The organism is Xenorhabdus sp. BG5, assembly GCF_015163665.1.
Classification (GTDB): domain Bacteria; phylum Pseudomonadota; class Gammaproteobacteria; order Enterobacterales; family Enterobacteriaceae; genus Xenorhabdus.
Genome location: NZ_JADEUG010000047.1, coordinates 1 through 17842, shown reverse-complemented (window position 1 = coordinate 17842; position 17842 = coordinate 1). Strand labels below are relative to the sequence as shown.

Genomic DNA, 17842 nt, shown 5'->3' with positions numbered 1-17842 from the left:
TATATGTGGCAGCTAATCAAAAAAGTTAAGATTTTTTTGAATGCCGCTTCAGCAACCACATGGAAAGGAATAGGAAATATGAAACTCTCATGATTATGAAAAGTTATATATTAGGGACGGATTATTTTGGCATAGAAGATTTGGCATTTCACCTGATTACCTTTTGGCTATAAAAGACGATTTCATTCAAAAATAGAAAATAAATAAAATTTGATGGATAGCACTTCTGTTGCTAACCTGTAAATATATTGTTATTTAAATGCGATCCATACCAATACCATAGTATAAGGTCGAACATGTTACTATCTACTTCTTCTGGAAATATAAACTTAGAAAAGAATGCTGCGGAAAAAATCTTGGTAGAAAGGGGTTTTGATTGGAAAATAATTAATGAAATTCCTATTGATGAATGCCATGAATCGTTAGAAATCATTACCAACTCGAATAAATTAAAACAAAAACCTGTTTATTATTTGGCAGGAATACAAGGTTCCATTGAATATTGTATGGTAAGAAAAAGCGTGGCCGAAAAATTAAGGATAGCATCACAGTTACTTCCTGCTCATTTAGGGATTTTGATATTGGATGGCTGGCGTTCGCGGGAAACTCAGCAAGCCTTGCAAGAGATAATACAAGCAAAGATCGCGGAGCAATATACTGAATTATCGGCTGAAGAACAGCAGAAACTATTGCAGCAATTTGTAGCTCCAGCGCCCGTAGGAAAAAATCAAATCAGCCCACATCTGACAGGAGGGGCAGTGGATGTCACACTCTTCAATATGGAATCTGGTCATGCACATTTTTTGGGAACGGAGTTTGATGAAGTGAATGAACTTTCCTACACCACCGCATTAGAAAAAGCCCCCGAAAAAAACATGCCTGCCACTTTATATCGTCGATTACTCTATCGTGCCATGAAGCAAGTCGGGTTCACCAATTTACCGACTGAATGGTGGCATTATGATTACGGTAACTCCATGTGGGCATTTTATAATAATCGGACAGCTATTTATGGCGCAATAGATGAAACTGCATATTATTTGAATAAATAAATTGATGAGTCAGTGTGTAAATATCTTCTTTTTTATTTATACCCATCTCACTTCAAGATGCATATTGTTTCTCCCCGCTTCGCGGGGAGAAACAAAGAGTTATGTTGTCTTATAATGAGCAACTTGAAAGGTAACGCATATAAAAAATATCGGGAAAAATAATGAAAAATACATTCATTACAGCTGACAATTCATTAATGCTATGGACTTTTATTATGATTACTGTTGCTGCCGCCATAATGGCAGAACAGCGTTTTAAATGGGCATCTAAAATACCGGGAGCAGTCATTGCATTGATTATTGCTGTCTCTGCCTCCAATTTAAATATCATTCCTACCGAAGCACCCGTTTACGATGCTGTTTGGGGATATATCCTGCCATTGGCAATTCCCTTATTATTATTTAAAACCAACCTGCATAGTATCCTTAAAGAAAGTGGTCGATTACTGATACTTTTCCTGATTTCTTCCGTTGCTACTATGATTGGTACAATCGTCTCCTTCTGGCTTTTCAGGGCTTACATACCAGAGTTAGATAAAATCAGTGGCATGATATCTGCCTCTTATACGGGAGGTGGGGTTAACTTTGCGGCAATGGCCGCCAAACTGGAAACTTCCCAAGACATGGTGGCTTCTACCATCGTTGCTGATCATTTTATGATGGCAGCCTATTTTATTATCCTGATGCTCTTATCCGGTTGGACGGTGGCGAGGAAATTCTGGGGCAGTCCATATACTGACTTGGTTGAAAATACAACCAATTTAGATGAATCCCAATCTTTGGCGGCTGCTTATTGGAAACCGAAAAATATCGCTTTGAAAGATATTGCTTTATCTCTGGCATGGTCAATTTTTATCGTCGCACTATCATTTCATCTTTCATCATGGTTAAAAACCTTGCTTGGTCAGCCAAATAACGTTTACCAAGAGCTGGCTTTCAGCCTGATTTCCGATAAATACCTGCTTCTGACTACTGTTACTTTTATTATCGTCTCAATATTTAAAGAGACATTCAGTAAATTGAATGGTACTCAGGAATTAGGCACTTATGCCATTTATATGTTTTTTGTCGTGATTGGCATACCTGCATCCATCCAAGTCATTATTAACCATGCGCCCCTGTTATTTGCTTTCGTCTTGGTGATTACGATGCTCAATCTGGTACTGACTTTTGCCGTAGGAAAAGTATTTAAATTCAGCCTGGAGGAGAATATTTTAGCGTGTAATGCCAATATCGGCGGACCCACTACCGCAGCAGCAATGGCAATTAGCCGTGGTTGGATTAACCTGGTTGGCCCGATTATGGTAATTGGTACTGTCGGCTATGTCATTGGTAATTATGTGGGGACGTTTGTTTATTTTTTGGTGGGTAATGTGTGATGTGGCATAATGCTGCTCTTTGGGATATGTATGGATTTAAACGCTTCGATTATCATAAGCGATAGTCCCCAAGCGGGTGAGACTCAAGTCAACGTCAAACACGTTCAGCGATATCGTGACGACGCTGGCCGGAGTGCTTATAGTTAAGTTATCCATCCATGGAATAAAGCATCATTAGGGGCGGCTTATTTTGCCATATTGGAAAATAAAGGAAATAGGCATTAATAAATACATGAAGTTATAGATAAATCAGATGAAAAATCAATGATATTGAAACCAAAGCCCCTTGATATCTTGACAGTATCTATGCCTGGTAGCCATTGGGATACAACCGCAGGAGCAACACATGTCGTCATTCTATTGTAATACCAAATACGTGGAGTATGTGCATGTCCGCTGCCGATAAATTTAATCTTATATTTTTCGCAAAGATCCAGTAATTCTTTTCCATTATTCAATATATAGCTATCTACAATTGGAGTACCAACTGGGATAGCATGGTGATGCATGAATATGGCAGTATTACACTTGCTGTTTTTAATCATTTTTCTTTCTAATTCTGCCAGATTATCTTTGGATATAAAGCCAAAAACCTCGCCTTCAACAACAGTATCGATGGAAATAATATTCCAGGATTTATTTTTATATTCGCGGGAATGGATAATGAATGAGTTGTTTTCTTCTGTGACAGCTATATTAAAGTTACTTTTGAGATCATGATTGCCAAGTATAGCTATATAGGGAATCATTAATGCTTCCATCTTTTTCAAAAAATATCGGTATGCATCGACATCACCATTATGTGTAATATCACCGGATATGACAGTTAACTCTATTTCAGTAATTTTTTTTATTCTGCATATTTCTTCACACACAAAATCAAAATTTTCATAAGGATCTACATCAAATATTTTTTGTTCTCTGTTTTGGGTCAAATGTATGTCTGTTAAGTGAATAACTTTCATTTTTTATTACCTCTGAAAATAAATGGATTGTATGATATGTTCCAATCGTATATATCAGTTGACTCTAATTTTTTGATTTTATCAGCTAAGATTATTCCTATCGGAAGAAGAATTATAGACATGATCACTTTATAAGACCATGTTGTCAAAATTATTGTAATTAATTCATTGAAACTATATTTTGACGAGAGGCTTATAGGATATGCTGATAGTAGAAGGGAGGCTTGGGTAACCATTGAAGCAATGATATATCTTATAAAAAAGAAGCGGCCAAGAAAAACTTTTTTTAAATTAGATATGACGAACCCGTTTATAAAATAAGAAATGGGTACAGAGATCCATGTACCGATCATAACACGCCAAAACTCTCCAAATAATGACTGAAAGTTCATTGATATTGGGTTGTTTTGTGGTTGTGTATGTGATGCGACAAAGATAATCATTACAAAGATTGATTGACATAGGACGATTATCCAGACAGTTTTTACCCCTTGTCTGTATCCATAAACTTCCGTTTGAATGGTGGATATCAGAAAATAAAAAGAGAATAATATTCCGCTAAATGTTATTTTAAAACCATTAAAATCCAGAGTCTTATATACAAGTACATCACAAGTTACCATTATTGTGACGGATAAAGCAATGAATAGGGAGTCATATTTGAATTTTGAGTGGGTAGGATAAGAGTTAGTCACTTTATTACCTTTAATTTTGTGAACTTGGCGGCCTTTATTTTTTCTGTTTTTGATATTTTATCAGAAATTTTTCTTCCATCTTTTAATCCTGACATATAAGCGATTCTAACGAGGATTGTTGGATCTAACTTTTCAATAATGTTCTGGTCTGCAAGCAATTCTTTGCCATTTATATTTCTAATAGAATAGGCATTTTGTATTGTGAATGACAAATCTCTTCTTTCTTCAACTACTTCAAACTTTTGTTTTTCTCTCATGTCATATTCTTCAAATTTTGTTATAAATATTATATCAGCAGGATTTATATTATATAATAAATCACTTTTAAAAATATCTTCTGCTGTTGCTTTTATACATGTATGTGTACCTGACTCTTTTAATATGTAAAATCCATTTTCTTTTACCGGTTCAAACTTCTGCAAGCTGTATATATAACGGGGCTTAAATGTTCTTTTGAAAAAATCAATTATTTTCACCATTATTTATTTCCTATTTTAATTTTTTAATTGATTTAATCACTACTCCAATTATTGTATAGTTCTTAGTTAAAACTGTTTTGCGTTCATTTTCAATCCCTAATATTGAAAAGTAAATACCGCTTTCACCGACAAAAACTTGTCTAAAACAAACTGGAGCATCTTGGATTTTTACGAGTACTACGTCACTGTCACAAAAGTTTTCAGTTTTAGAAACTATTGCAATAGTTTTACTATCAAAATATGGGGACAGGAGGTTATTTGAAAATTCTACTGCGAAGAGGGTTCCTTTATGCTCATCTTGAATACTCAATTTATATAAATTTGTGTTGACTATTTTACCCAATACATAGCCATCTAATTCATCATAACGAACCAGGGGTATTGATGAAATAATTTCTTCATTTTCTGTTGGTTCAGATAATTTGTTGTCTGTAATTTCACCAATGTTTACACCAAATACATCCGCAATGGATGAAATAGTCGCAATAGTCGGGTTACCAACACCTCGCCTAAGGCTGTTGACTGTCGCAATCCCTAAACCAGTCAGCTGGCTCAGGGTTTGGGAGTCTACATTGTTTTTTTTCATCAAAAAATCAATGTTTTGTGCGATGTTGGATAGCAAGGCATCGGCTTCAGTTGTTTTTATCTTGTTTGAATCTTGCATTATATCATCTCTTTGATAATATATTGTCTAACGTTCATATTGATAATAATATTTTATCTATTAAGTATTATTAATTCAATGGGCTAGCATCAGGGAAATTTCTATAGTCTGTGTAGGTTACAGGGAAAGGATATAAGAGAAAGGAGCCATATCTGCATAATCGCATTGTGAAGTTTGTGTTCCTGCTCGTTGTGTTTGTCGTTTTGTAAGACATAACGAGCAGCTTATGCCAAAACGCTTTTTAGGGAGGATTTTTATCTGGAGAATTAACTAACATTTTGATAAATATTAAATAAATTTTCATAACAGCGATACACTCATGGTTTTCATTTTTAGTTGTTACTATAATTAAAATTATTCCATAAGCACCCCAACATATTTAAGCCATTGCCACATATATTGATAACGATGATTCTGTGTCACCGTGTCGTAACTTATCAGACCCATCTGACCCGCCAGACAATAATCGACATCCTGCTAGGTTTAGGCGCTAAGCCGAAAGCCTTCAAAAATAACCCGCAGCGTTTTATCGAATTAACGGGTGAAGTTATCTGTAAACAGATGCGTATTGTCATAATAGTTCGGTTTTTTCGTGATATAACCACGGAATAATTATCACAATGGGCGGATAGGAGTATGATCACATCGGTGGTAAACCGCCAATGAATGAAATCGACGTCAATGGTTCACCTGTAAATATGTGGCCAGACTGTATTGGTCACGACATAAAAAATAGAGATTTTTATGAAATTCAAATCAAAAATAAAACCTTACCATGCGGCAGCTGGTGGTTGGGGTTCACTGGAGGCAACAACCCGTTTTGTCTTTGATAGTAAACAAGCACTGAAAAATATGGTTAACCTGATGCGCATGAATAAACCCAAGGGCTTTGATTGCCCCGGATGCGCATGGGGCGATGACAATAAAAGCCTGTTTAGTTTTTGTGAAAACGGTGCTAAAGCAGTCACTTGGGAAGCAACTCGTCGGTATGTTGATCGAAAATTCTTCGCAACCCATAGTATTAGTCAACTTTATCAACAAAGTGATTATTTCCTTGAATACCAGGGAAGAGTGGTTGAGCCGATGAGCTATAACCCGCAGACGGATCATTATGAGCCGATCAGTTGGGATGATGCTTTTGTCTTGATTGCCGACCACATTAAGGCGATGGATAACCCCAATCAGCTTGAGCTGTACACTTCGGGGCGAGCCAGTAATGAGGCTTCATGGCTGTACCAGTTGTTTGGCCGTGTAGTGGGAACCAACAACTTTCCAGATTGCTCTAATATGTGCCATGAAGCCAGTGGTTCCGGTATGTTGGCGAGCTTAGGCGTTGGGAAAGGCACCATTCGGCTGCAAGATTTTGATCATGCCGATGCCATTTTTATATTTGGTCAAAACCCCGGAACAAATCACCCACGAATGTTGCATAGCTTACGACAGGCTGCTGAGCGTGGAGCACACATCGTCACTTTTAATACCTTGCGTGAGCGCGGATTGGAACGTTTCGCTGATCCACAAAAACCGCTTGAAGTGATCACCCCAATGGCAGGGGAAATTAGCCACCGTTACTATCAGCCCAAATTGGGTGGCGATATGGCTGCGGTGCGGGGGATAGTCAAAGCACTTTTGGAAACCCATAACGGTCTGGTGGCTGAAGGGAAATCAGGTATTTTTGATCTGGCATTCATCGCAACTTACACCAACGGAGTAGATGCTTATTTGCAACACGTTGCGGCAACCGAGTGGTCATTGATTGAAGATCAATCGGGATTGACCGAAGCACAATTGCGCGAGGCGGCGACCATTTATCAGAATGCTGAGCGTGTTATCTGTACCTGGGCAATGGGGATAACTCAACACAAACACTCTTTGGTTACGGTGCGTGAAATCGTTAACCTTCAATTGCTTTTTGGACAATTGGGTAAATCGGGCGCAGGGCTTTGTCCGGTACGTGGACACAGTAATGTACAGGGTAACCGGACAATGGGAATTAATGAGAAACCGTCCAAACTTTTTTTGGATAACATGGCGGCTCATTTTGGTTTCGAGCCACCTCGTGCTCATGGTCATCATGTTGTGGCAGCGTTGAGTGCCATGTTGCGTGATGAAGTTAAGGTTTTGATCGCGCTGGGTGGGAACCTTGCGGCAGCGGCTCCAGATAGTCCGCGAACAAAAGAAGCGCTTAGGCATTGTAATTTGACGGTACACATCAGCACAAAGTTAAACCGGAGTCATCTTATTACCGGTAAAAAAGGCGCATTGATCCTGCCGACATTAGGGCGCACCGAACGAGATATTCAGGCCACCGGCGCACAGTTTGTGACGGTAGAAGACTCTTTCAGCATGGTCCATGCCTCAGAGGGCGTAAATAAGCCATTATTTGATAGCCAGCGTTCTGAAACAGCGATTATTGCCGGTATTGCTAATGCGACAGTCGGCAATACCGCAACCATTAACTGGCTGGAATTAGCGGGAGATTACAATAAAATCCGCGATCATATTGCAGCGACCATCCCAGGGTTTGATGATTTTAATAAAAAATGTGAACACGCTGGTGGTTTCTATCTTGGCAATGCGGCGGCCGAATTACGTTTTGCTACGCTGAGTAAAAAAGCCGAATTCAGTCATGCACCACTGCCGAAGACGCTGTTTCCACAAATTGAAGGTGCTGATGTTCCTTTCACTTTGCAAACCTTGCGTTCACACGATCAATATAACACCACGATTTATGGGCTGGATGATCGTTATCGTGGGGTTTATGGTCAGCGGGAAGTGTTGTTTATGAATCCAGAAGATATTGCAAAATCGGGCTATCAGGCTGGTGATTTGGTCGATATCGAAACAGTATGGAATGACGGTATTGAGCGTAAAGTTTCCGGCTTTAAGTTAGTGCCTTATGCCATTCCGCGCGGGAACCTTGCCGCCTACTACCCTGAAACTAACCCATTAGTTCCAATGGAAAGTGTTGGTGATGGTACAGGCACGCCAACTTCAAAATCTGTACCGGTGACATTATCTCTTACTGAACAGAATGGATTTGAGCCTCAACGTCTTTTATAAAGTATTATTGTTCTTCGGACTTAATAGTTATACCAAGCCAACTTCAATTTGCAGCTTGCAAATCAATGTGATTGTTTATATCTCCCCGCGTAGCGCGGAGTAAGACGCATCTTGAAGGTGATTGGTATAGCAGTGTGTGAATTAGGCTCGGTTTTTGAAGATGACAATGTATTTCTTCATTAAAAACCGAGCTGGATAAAATGTATGGAAGAGGTAGAAATAAAAATCTAATGGCTATTTATTTTCTATAACAACTTTTTCGTTCAATACCAGCGACAATAATGCCTGACGGGCAAAAATACCATTTCCTGCTTGCTGGAAGTAGTAAGCATAGGGCGTTTTATCGACATCTACCGTAATTTCATCAATACGTGGCAGCGGGTGCAGGACTTTCAGGTTTTCTTTAACATTCACCAGATCCGCCGCGCGCAGGACAAACTGAGCCTTGATATTGGCATATTCTGAAGGGTCAAGACGCTCTTTCTGAACACGGGTCATATACAGAATATCCAGTTCAGGCAGCACATCTTCAAAGTTATTGTGGAGGCTGTAACTTACCTGTTTTTCTTCCAGCATATGCAGGATATAGCCTGGCATTGCAAGTGCGTCTGGCGCGATAAAGCAGAAATGGTTGCCATTAAATTTCGCCAGCGCTTGTGTCAGTGAATGAACGGTACGGCCATATTTCAAATCACCGACCATCGAAATTTTCAGGTTTTCCAGCCTGCCCTGAGTTTCCTGGATGGTGAACAGATCGAGCAACGTTTGGGTTGGATGCTGGTTTGCGCCATCGCCGGCGTTGATAACAGGGATGTGGCCGGAAAACTCAGAAGCCAGTCGTGCCGCACCTTCCTGTGGGTGACGCATAACGATTGCATCGGCGTATTGGCTGATAATGGAAATGGTATCGGCCAACGTTTCTCCCTTTTTACCCAGAGAAGTATTACTACTGTCAGCGAAGCCCACAACGGAAGCGCCGAGCCGCTGAATGGCGGTCTCAAAAGAGAGACGGGTACGTGTGGAGGCTTCAAAAAAGCAACTCGCTACCACCTTGTGTTTCAGTAAATCAGTCTGTGGATTGGCTTTTAGTGCAGTGGCCGTCTGCAATACCAGTTCCAGCTCTGCGCGGCTCAGATCATTAATTGAAATGATATGCTTGCGATATAACGGATTAGCCATGTTTACGTTCCTCTTTTATGACTTTTAGCCTTGGACTGGTCAGGCAAAAAAAAGCCCCTCAACTGAGGGGCTTTTTAAATGTTCGGTTAAGCAATGGGAAAAACAACGCACTTACGCTGCCAGCAGACAGTGTTTTGTTAGCTTGGTGTTGTGTTACAGCCTTTACAGCGTAATCTTTCATGTTTTCTCCCAGCAAATCGTCGCGCATTATACTCACGATAGCATTCATCGCAAGGATTGCCGGAAGAAATTTTTGTTTCAATTTATGGTCAGGTTAAATCGCCTGCATAATGATGTGATTACTCGTTTCGATCACCTAAACTGATCGCCATTCTGTTAAGGGCATTTATTAAGGAGATCGCTGCTGTCAGGTCAACAATCTCTTTTTCTGTAAAAATAGCATCCAGCCGCTCTTTAATCTTATCTAAGGTACTTTGTTTGGGATTTGTCGTTAAGGCTTCGCACCACTCCAATGCCAGTTTTTCTTTGGGGCTGTAGATATTGGAATTGAACCATGCAGGTAACTTATCCAATTTTACTTGTTCTATACCATGATCTTTGCGGATTGCTTCGGCATGAAGATGGCAGCAATAGGCACAACCATTAATTTGAGATACCCGTGTTTCCACCAATAGAACAAGCTCTTGATCTAGTTCAGAGGCATGGATTTCTTCATAGCTTTTATATAACGGGTTAATAATCTTGGGTGAGACTTTTGCGTAATTCATTCTTATCTCTCAAATATTTTTTTGTTGAAGGGAGTTAACCAGAAATAGGTAATATACCAATCTAACTTGAAGATGCAGGTTTTAAAATCTGAAAATTGTCAGTCAGTCGAGTCGTCAGTTCTTTCGCTTTTTCTGGCAACGTGACATGAAAAAAGTGACGAAGGGTTTCACGGAACGTCTTCGCATTCGGAAAATAAACATTGTTACGCACTTGCTCATTCATATATTTCCACAATCGCTCTATCGGATTGAGGTTTGGGCTGTAAGGCGGGAGGTAATGCAATTCAATATTCAGGACATACGCAATATCTTTCACCCACTCTGCTCGGTGGTAACCCGCCGCGTCCAGAATAATATGGATTTTTTGCGAAAGCGGGTAAGTTTCCCGGATCGCCCCGAAGAAATACGCGATATTTTCAGCATTGATGCTCGGATATTCACGGATCACGGTGTCTTCAATCCGTTGTAAATTGAGGGCACCCAGAATATTGAGACGGGTACGACTGCCAGTGGTTTCGACCACTTTTACCTGATTCTTTCCCGCTTTCATCCAGCCATAGCTGAGCTTTGTGGACTGTGAAGGATGTACCGCATCAATAAATAGGATAGGTTCATTCTGACCCGCTCTGTCTTTCAGGGACGGGTAATCATCAATAAATTGTTGCTGTTTATTCGCATCGAATTTATGCGGCACGCCCTTGGGTTTTTTGTAGCTGAAACCTTGGCGGTGAAGCCATTTCGTCATTCCACCCACGCTGAAAGAAACCAGCCAACGTGCTCGGACATAGGCCACAATTTGGGCGGTAGTAAGCATCAAATTTGCCGTCAAATAATCAATCAGAGCGGTGGTTTGTTCGGCAGAGAGATGGCTTTCAGAGCCGCCATTTTGCGGAGTGAGTTTTTCCTGTGCGATGAAATCTTTTAGGTGACGGCTTACCGTACTCTCATGAATACGCAAGGCCTGTGCAATCATCTGAGCTGTCCAGCCCTCTGAGGCCAAAAGAATGGCCTTGATGCGATCACAGACTCGACTGTCTCGAGTGGTATCATGCATCAATTCAAGGGCGCGTTTTTGTTCGGGTGTCAGATGAATTTTCATGGTTGCAAGCATGATCGGGTTTGGATAAGAAATCAAGCATCTTCAATTACGACGGGTATATCGCTAGGCTCAATCAATCCACCTAAATGACTATGTGGACACCGACTCAATTCAAATGGGTAACCTATTTTTCTGACAAAAGTAGTCGCAAACATATATTCGGCTTCAACGAGCCCTGATGAAAAAAATGGCACAAAAAATGCGCGATAAAAAGTACGTCATCCGTATTCTATCCATTCTCATGCTTCATCAAGGTAAGACAGTTTTTCACGTTGCCGAAACACTTTATGTCATCCAGTCTTCTGTATGGCGTTGGATAAAGTCTTTTAGAACCGATGGTTGGTTAGGGTTGCAAAGTAAACCCGCAGGTCGCCATCAATGGTGGAATTTTACTTGCTTTTTGTCTTTACTGACACTCTCTCCTCAGCAGTTCGGTTATGAACGCTCTCGCTGGAGCCTGGGGTTTTTTATAATACAGATCAATTAGTTAACTCGAATTAAATTTTCAATCAACACACTTTAACTATTTCTCTGCAAAAATCAGATCGTTTGGCGGCGAGCTGCACCAACATTACATGAGAAAGATCCTGAATATGAAGAGAAGATGAAGCAAATTAACCAAGCATTACTTGGCGAATTATAAAGAACATCCCGTAATTGTGACGTTGATCTCCAAGGCTCGAGCATACTTCGGTTAATTTTTGCTCCTAAAATGTCAATATTGCTCTTTAAATCTTTTGTTGACTATAAAAATCTAAAGAATTATAACTACGGTCAATTTTAACCAGATATAAAACCATTATAATTCAATAGATAAAAATTTAATTCTTTAAAGAGAGAATAAAATAGTGTGCTCGCACCTTGGTTGAATCCCGAATGAGAAAAGCAGGTTTCTTAAACTCATAATTGATGTCCACTATGTTGACAGTTTTTTGAACTATGTCCTGATAACAGGTTGCTAACAGGACAAAAAATCATCTCAACATTTAAAAAATATTATCATGAACTTAATTTTGCCTGATTAGGTGTCTTTATACTAATAAGCAAGCCACTCATAATAAAAAATGCTCCTATAAATCCTAACCATCCTAAACTTTCATTAATGAATAGAAAAGCAAACAATGTCGAAAATAATGGGTCGCTAGTTTCGATAATTTGTACATTACTTGCCTCCCCTTTTTCTAAAGCTTTTGTTGTGAAATAAAAACCACCGATAGATGGTAAAAATACTAGTGCTAGAATTGTCAGTAAAGCGATGCCTGATGGGAAATAAAGTTCTTCTTGAATCAACGGAATTGCTAAATAAATACTACCGAAACCAAATAACCAAACTAACACAGATAGACCACTACCTATTTTCATAAGCTTAGAAAGAAAAATAAATAATGCATATCCTAAACCAGCAAGTAGCGCCAATAAAATCCCCTTATAATTGCTAGATGTTTGCTCAGAGCAACTAAAAAAGAAATAGACACCTATCATAATCATAATAAATGATAAACACTTATTGATTCCAATTTTTTCTCCTAAAAATAGAGATGATAGGAGCAGCGTAATACCACCGGCTGCATAGGTCAAGAATGAAACTAATGGAACGGATGCTTCTTTGAAAGCCCAAGTCTCGAAGAAATACAAGCAGAAAATCCCAAAAAAAGCAAGTAAGGAAAACTTCATGCTTTTATTTCGTAAGGTAAATAGAATATGTCTCTCAGAAGGTATAACCAAGCAATATATTAAGAGAACTAGAAAAGCAATAAAACACTTCCAGAATGCGACTTGGCTATGACTAATTCCAGAATTAAGTCCAAAATATGTAAACACTCCAATTGTACCATTTAATGCAGCAGCTGTTAGTGCATAAAATTCGGCTCTCTTGAAAAAATATCTATTCATTACATGTATGTTCCATATTTGAAGATTTATTTATGATTAAATTATGTGAAATGAATAAGTGATTATCAATGATATATTTTATCAAGCTAATTTTTTTCTTATTTTCTGATGAAAAAATCCCACCCCACATATTATCCCATTGACAAAATTCTTCATCCTCCCGCAAGATCTGTGTTGCAGCAGGTAAATTCCAGAAGGGGACTCCTGGTAGCAGATGATGTGTTAAGTGGAGATAATCTGAGTGCATTCCAATAAATAATCTTTCAATTTTTCCAGCATAGCGATTTCGGGAATAAAAATTCTGCGAATTACTCATTAAAGGATAGTGCTCAGCCAGCTCACTATACCATCCGATAATTGGATGAATGACTAAAAGTGGAATCCACCAAAAAAGTAGTAACAAGAATATAAACTGAAAATAGTATCCGGCTGCTATTAGAATTAGGTGAATAGTAATAATTGAAATAACTTCAGTGTATTCATCTCGTTTTTGAATTCCATTTAATAAACGGTGTTTCAAAAGAAATAAGATATATTTTGGTGTAATGCTGCCTAATAGGGGAGCAAGAATAAATTTTTTTATAAAGAGTGAGCGTGGTTGTTCATCATATACTCCTGCCTCTAGCATATACTTATAGTCAGGGTCTTTTTCATGATTTCCTATTTGTAAATGATGGTCATGTACGTGGGATTTTTTATATGAATTTAATGATTGTAAAATACTCCAGCCACATAATATACGAGCAAGGTAATTATTCATCCATTTACTACGAAATAGATTTCCATGTGCTGCTTCATGAAATAAACTAGCCAAAGCTCGTTGTCTAGCTCCAATAATAATAATGGATATGATATAAAATCCATAGTGGACATAAACAGACATGAAAATTGCAAATATAATCCAAATAATATCTTCCGTGATAGAAATCAAACCACGGTAATTATTTTTACGATATAGTAATTTCAGTCTCTTTATTTGTTCATTATTTAATATTGGCTTATGAAATTTAGGTCTCATTTTACACCTCACATAGAGAACAAAGGGGAATAAAATATTTTATTTCCCCCCGGTAAAGTTACATGACGTTAATTATTCTTTATTTTAAAATATCAAAAAATAATTATTTGTTTTTTACAATGCATGTCAGTTTGGAAACTTCATTTCATCGTATTTGATAAATTTAGACTTGTTTTTAAATTTATAACTTAACCAAATGATTAGAAATAATGGAAGACCTATATATGTTGCTACAACTCCATACCAATCTATCTTATCTTGTAAAAATGCTTGATAGTTTTGTCCTAGTGTAATTATTAAGCATAAAATAAAGGCGAATATTGGTCCAATGGGGAAAAAACTGGAACGATATGGTAGATCATTTATATTTAGGCCTTGTGAAATATAACCTTTTCTAAAACGGTAATGACTAATTGCAATTCCTAACCATGCGATAAACCCAGTCATTCCTGAAGTATTCAGTAACCACAAATATACAATTTGGTTTCCAAACATAGAACTGAGAAAACATAACCCTGCTATTGCAGTTGTAGCATAGAGGGCATTGTGTGGAACTCCATTTTTGGACAAATGACCAAAGATCTTTGGTGCTTTTCCTTCTCTCGCAAGAGTGAATAATATACGGGTAGAAGCATACATTCCCGAATTACCAGCTGAAAGTACAGAGGTTAAAATTACTGCATTCATTATTGCTGCTGCTGATAATAATCCTGTTTTTTCAAATACTAAAGTGAATGGACTCACACTGATATCCTTCACATCGGTGCTTAATAGGCTAGGATCAGTATAAGGAATAATAAAGCTAATAATTAAAATGGCAAATACATAAAATAATAAAATACGCCAAAATACTTGACGTATTGCTCGAGGAATATTTTTTTCTGGATTTTTTGATTCACCTGCAGTAATCCCAACTAATTCGGTACCTTGAAATGAAAATCCAACAATCATTGCTACCCCAATCATGACAGAAAATCCACCAACAAATGGGGCCTCATTGACAGTCCAATTATGCCAGCCTACATTTTCTTTGCCGTTTAGAATACCAATTATCATTAGAATTCCAATAATAATAAATATAATGACAGTAGAAACTTTTATCAAAGAAAACCAATATTCTGCTTCACCAAAACTTTTAACAGAAATAATATTCAATAAGAATATTACTCCTAGAAAAAGAGCACTCCATATCCAACCGGGCACATCTTGGAACCAGTATCCCATTACTAGTTGTGCTGCGACTAAATCAACTGCAATAGCAATAGCCCAGTTATACCAATAGTTCCAACCTAAAGCAAAACCGAAACCTTCATCAACATATTTAGAAGCATAGGTAGAAAATGAACCAGATACTGGCATATATGCAGCTAGTTCACCTAAACTGGTCATTAAAAAATAAACCATTAAACCAATCAATACATATGAAAGTAGAGCACCACCAGGCCCAGCTTGCGAAATCGTTGTACCTGAAGCAACAAATAGCCCTGTGCCAATTGAGCCACCAATCGCAATCATAGTGAGGTGTCGTGGTTTTAGATCACGACGTAAAGTTTGTGTCTTTTGGGACTTTGGAATTACAATTTGTTCTTGAGACATTCTATTCCTTAGATATAATTCAAAATGGTATCGATTCCTTCTCTCTTAATAGAGAACTTTTATTGGTATATCATGAAAAAACCTCGCTATTTAAAACGAGGCTTTTTAGATTTAGCTATTTGTTATTAAAGTAATTCCTATAATAAGCTTGCTAATAAAGAGATTAATAAAGGTGCTAGTAATGTCAATATAAAACCACTAACTATTGCATATTTTATATTATCTGGTTTACAGTTTTCTTTGATAAATGGAAGAGCGGAATCTAAAGCTGCTGCCCCAGAAATACCAATTGCACCTTGTGGTTGTGACCTTCCCATAAAATAAAGAAAAATAATACTTATTATCTCTCTGAAAAAATCAGTCATGAAAGCTAAAGCTCCTAGTTCAGGGGTTGCCAGAGTATTTACCATCGGCCCTGAAAGAGAAAACCAGCCAAAACCACTGGATACCAACATAGATTCTATCAAAGAATAGTCATATATTTTAGAAAATATTGCTGCAGCAATAACAGTTCCTAAAATTGTTAGGAATGGTATCTTGATTACATCAAATTTTATTCCACTGAGTTTAAAGTTTACTAAATCCATTCCAACAAGAACTATAAGCAGATAGAGTACATAGTTACTAGATAGACTTATGCTATGCAGTGATATTTTAGTATGTGAATAAAATAAAACACCTAAAATGAAAGAAAGCATGGCAGTTGCACAGCTAATAATAGGTCTCTTGAAACTCGATATTTTATAACCAGAGTTGTTTTTTTCTCTGTATTTTATAAATAAAAAGAAAGTAGTTAAAGATATCAAGAAAGCCAATGTCATAGATTCTTTAACTATTGATACACCAGCGTTTGTATTACTAAAAACCTCTCCAAGCTCAATACCCATAAATAATAGAAGGATAAGTACTATTTTTGATATCAAGCTTAATAGATAATTCCTAATATTAGTTTTTATTCCTTTTCCAAGGAGAAATCCAATTATTAGCAATGAGACGATAATTACGATTACCGCTAAGGAATCTTTCATTCTATACTCTGTTTTGTGAAGGAAAAATCAATAAGTATCATGCATCTATAGGATTCGCCAGTCTGCTCTTGTAGAGTTAAATGAGAAACATAGTGGCTCACTTTTTCATCACAAACTGCAAAGCTTTCTAGAAAATTTTGCAGTTTGAATTTTGAGATTATATCAGATGAATTTACCTCTTCCAATTTTTTATTCCTAGATGCAACATTAGCAATATAATTATCTCCACCTAAAGCATTAGAACTTCTTTTTACTAAATGTGCAAATGTAAAAGGTTCACCATCTTGATGAAAGCAATCAGGGGAACTAAATCCTGGTTTACTATTGTCTGAGCAGACAACTTTCACTATATGGACACCTGCGTATATAGGTAGGTTATGTTCTTTCAGAGAGAATGTCTTATTAAAATCGTCTATTAATATATCTTTCAGGAGCTTTGTGTTTTTTAGTTCAGAACTAATTGAATTAAAATAACGAACGTTATTATGTTCAGGGTTGTTATTTCCTTGGTCGTAACCTGATAATTCTCCCTTGTCGCTTGTCGCTTGTCTTTGTAGGGAGCCATATTAATTTATTGTCAAGCCATGGTATTATTATGGCATTGGCATATCTACGGAATCGAGATGTATTTTCAGGCGCATAAGGGTCTTCTTCTAAAAAATCAAATTCAGATAACAAATATTTTTTGTCTTCTTCAGAATAGTTAATGTCCAAATTATAGTGAATAAATCCATTTTCTTGTAAGAGGTTCATTATTTTTCCTTTGATAAATAATTTAATATTATTAAAATTAATATCACAATGATTTTTATAAGTGCTTTTTATAATCTCATATTGATTAATTTAATTCAATGTGTGATTTTAATTATTACACAACTATATATGGGTATATTTTTATTCATAACTGAATACCACCTCCTGCGGAGGTGGTCAGCAGCAAATTGGCTCTGCCAATAATGCTACTCATGGGAAAATCCGAACTGTTATCCCCATAACAGAGAAGG

18 protein-coding genes are annotated in these 17842 nt (G+C 37.4%); 5 read left to right on the top strand and 13 right to left on the bottom strand.

What is annotated here, in order from left to right:
- Positions 1–356 precede the first annotated feature (356 nt).
- Together IQ209_RS16970 and IQ209_RS16965 are read left to right on the top strand one after the other, a co-directional pair.
- On the top strand, positions 357–1052 hold the full coding sequence (locus tag IQ209_RS16970) for a M15 family metallopeptidase (protein ID WP_193852383.1): 696 nt from the start codon (positions 357–359) through the stop codon (positions 1050–1052).
- 161 nt (positions 1053–1213) lie between these two features.
- Complete coding sequence (locus IQ209_RS16965; RefSeq protein ID WP_193852382.1) at positions 1214–2431, top strand: DUF819 domain-containing protein; 1218 nt, start codon at positions 1214–1216, stop codon at positions 2429–2431.
- A gap of 221 nt (positions 2432–2652) precedes the next feature.
- Here IQ209_RS16965 and IQ209_RS16960 read toward each other — a convergent pair whose 3' ends face one another.
- The 4 genes from IQ209_RS16960 to IQ209_RS18475 all read right to left on the bottom strand — a co-directional run bounded on the left by IQ209_RS16960 (position 2653) and on the right by IQ209_RS18475 (position 5234).
- A complete protein-coding gene (locus IQ209_RS16960) occupies positions 2653–3396 on the bottom strand; it encodes a metallophosphoesterase (RefSeq protein ID WP_193852381.1) in 744 nt (247 codons plus the stop codon).
- Positions 3393–4019: a VUT family protein gene (locus IQ209_RS16955; RefSeq protein WP_228005950.1), complete on the bottom strand. Its 627-nt coding sequence runs from the start codon at positions 4017–4019 to the stop codon at positions 3393–3395. Before IQ209_RS16955 ends, IQ209_RS16960 begins: the two co-directional genes overlap by 4 nt.
- A 68-nt stretch (positions 4020–4087) precedes the next feature.
- Positions 4088–4570, bottom strand: coding sequence for a hypothetical protein (locus tag IQ209_RS16950; RefSeq protein WP_193852379.1), 483 nt, complete (start codon positions 4568–4570; stop codon positions 4088–4090).
- 10 nt (positions 4571–4580) lie between these two features.
- Positions 4581–5234, bottom strand: a complete 654-nt coding sequence (locus IQ209_RS18475) for a helix-turn-helix transcriptional regulator (RefSeq protein WP_228005949.1) — start codon at positions 5232–5234, stop codon at positions 4581–4583.
- 408 nt (positions 5235–5642) lie between these two features.
- On the opposite strand from IQ209_RS18475, the gene IQ209_RS18470 reads away from it, so the two are divergent.
- Both IQ209_RS18470 and IQ209_RS16940 read left to right on the top strand, forming a co-directional pair.
- Positions 5643–5846 (top strand): hypothetical protein, encoded by a 204-nt coding sequence (locus tag IQ209_RS18470; RefSeq protein WP_228005948.1) that lies wholly within the window; start codon positions 5643–5645, stop codon positions 5844–5846.
- 132 nt (positions 5847–5978) lie between these two features.
- Positions 5979–8297, top strand: coding sequence for an FdhF/YdeP family oxidoreductase (locus tag IQ209_RS16940; protein WP_193852378.1), 2319 nt, complete (start codon positions 5979–5981; stop codon positions 8295–8297).
- A 234-nt stretch (positions 8298–8531) separates the two neighbouring features.
- On the opposite strand, the gene pyrB is transcribed toward IQ209_RS16940, so the two are convergent.
- From pyrB to IQ209_RS16925, 3 genes are all read right to left on the bottom strand, one after another.
- Positions 8532–9476, bottom strand: coding sequence for an aspartate carbamoyltransferase (gene pyrB, locus IQ209_RS16935; protein WP_193852377.1), 945 nt, complete (start codon positions 9474–9476; stop codon positions 8532–8534).
- A gap of 299 nt (positions 9477–9775) precedes the next feature.
- Positions 9776–10204, bottom strand: a complete 429-nt coding sequence (locus IQ209_RS16930) for a carboxymuconolactone decarboxylase family protein (RefSeq protein WP_193852376.1) — start codon at positions 10202–10204, stop codon at positions 9776–9778.
- 61 nt (positions 10205–10265) lie between these two features.
- Complete coding sequence (locus tag IQ209_RS16925; RefSeq protein WP_193852375.1) at positions 10266–11303, bottom strand: IS630 family transposase; 1038 nt, start codon at positions 11301–11303, stop codon at positions 10266–10268.
- 199 nt (positions 11304–11502) lie between these two features.
- On the opposite strand from IQ209_RS16925, the gene IQ209_RS16920 reads away from it, so the two are divergent.
- On the top strand, positions 11503–11790 hold the full coding sequence (locus tag IQ209_RS16920) for a hypothetical protein (RefSeq protein ID WP_228005947.1): 288 nt from the start codon (positions 11503–11505) through the stop codon (positions 11788–11790).
- A 512-nt stretch (positions 11791–12302) separates the two neighbouring features.
- On the opposite strand, the gene IQ209_RS16915 is transcribed toward IQ209_RS16920, so the two are convergent.
- The 6 genes from IQ209_RS16915 to IQ209_RS18460 all read right to left on the bottom strand — a co-directional run bounded on the left by IQ209_RS16915 (position 12303) and on the right by IQ209_RS18460 (position 17591).
- Positions 12303–13196, bottom strand: coding sequence for a DMT family transporter (locus tag IQ209_RS16915; protein WP_193852373.1), 894 nt, complete (start codon positions 13194–13196; stop codon positions 12303–12305).
- Entirely contained in the window at positions 13189–14214 is a 1026-nt protein-coding gene (locus IQ209_RS16910) for a fatty acid desaturase family protein (protein ID WP_193852372.1), read from the bottom strand. The genes IQ209_RS16915 and IQ209_RS16910 overlap by 8 nt, the downstream gene beginning before the upstream one ends.
- 126 nt (positions 14215–14340) lie before the next feature.
- The gene (locus IQ209_RS16905; protein ID WP_193852371.1) at positions 14341–15810 is read right to left on the bottom strand and encodes an amino acid permease; all 1470 of its coding nucleotides are present in this window, start codon (positions 15808–15810) and stop codon (positions 14341–14343) included.
- Between the two features lie 137 nt (positions 15811–15947).
- Complete coding sequence (locus IQ209_RS16900; protein ID WP_193852370.1) at positions 15948–16838, bottom strand: lysine exporter LysO family protein; 891 nt, start codon at positions 16836–16838, stop codon at positions 15948–15950.
- The gene (locus tag IQ209_RS18465) at positions 16835–17299 is read right to left on the bottom strand and encodes a 2OG-Fe dioxygenase family protein (protein ID WP_339378904.1); all 465 of its coding nucleotides are present in this window, start codon (positions 17297–17299) and stop codon (positions 16835–16837) included. Before IQ209_RS18465 ends, IQ209_RS16900 begins: the two co-directional genes overlap by 4 nt.
- A gap of 37 nt (positions 17300–17336) precedes the next feature.
- Positions 17337–17591 (bottom strand): hypothetical protein, encoded by a 255-nt coding sequence (locus IQ209_RS18460; protein ID WP_228005946.1) that lies wholly within the window; start codon positions 17589–17591, stop codon positions 17337–17339.
- Positions 17592–17842 lie beyond the last annotated feature (251 nt).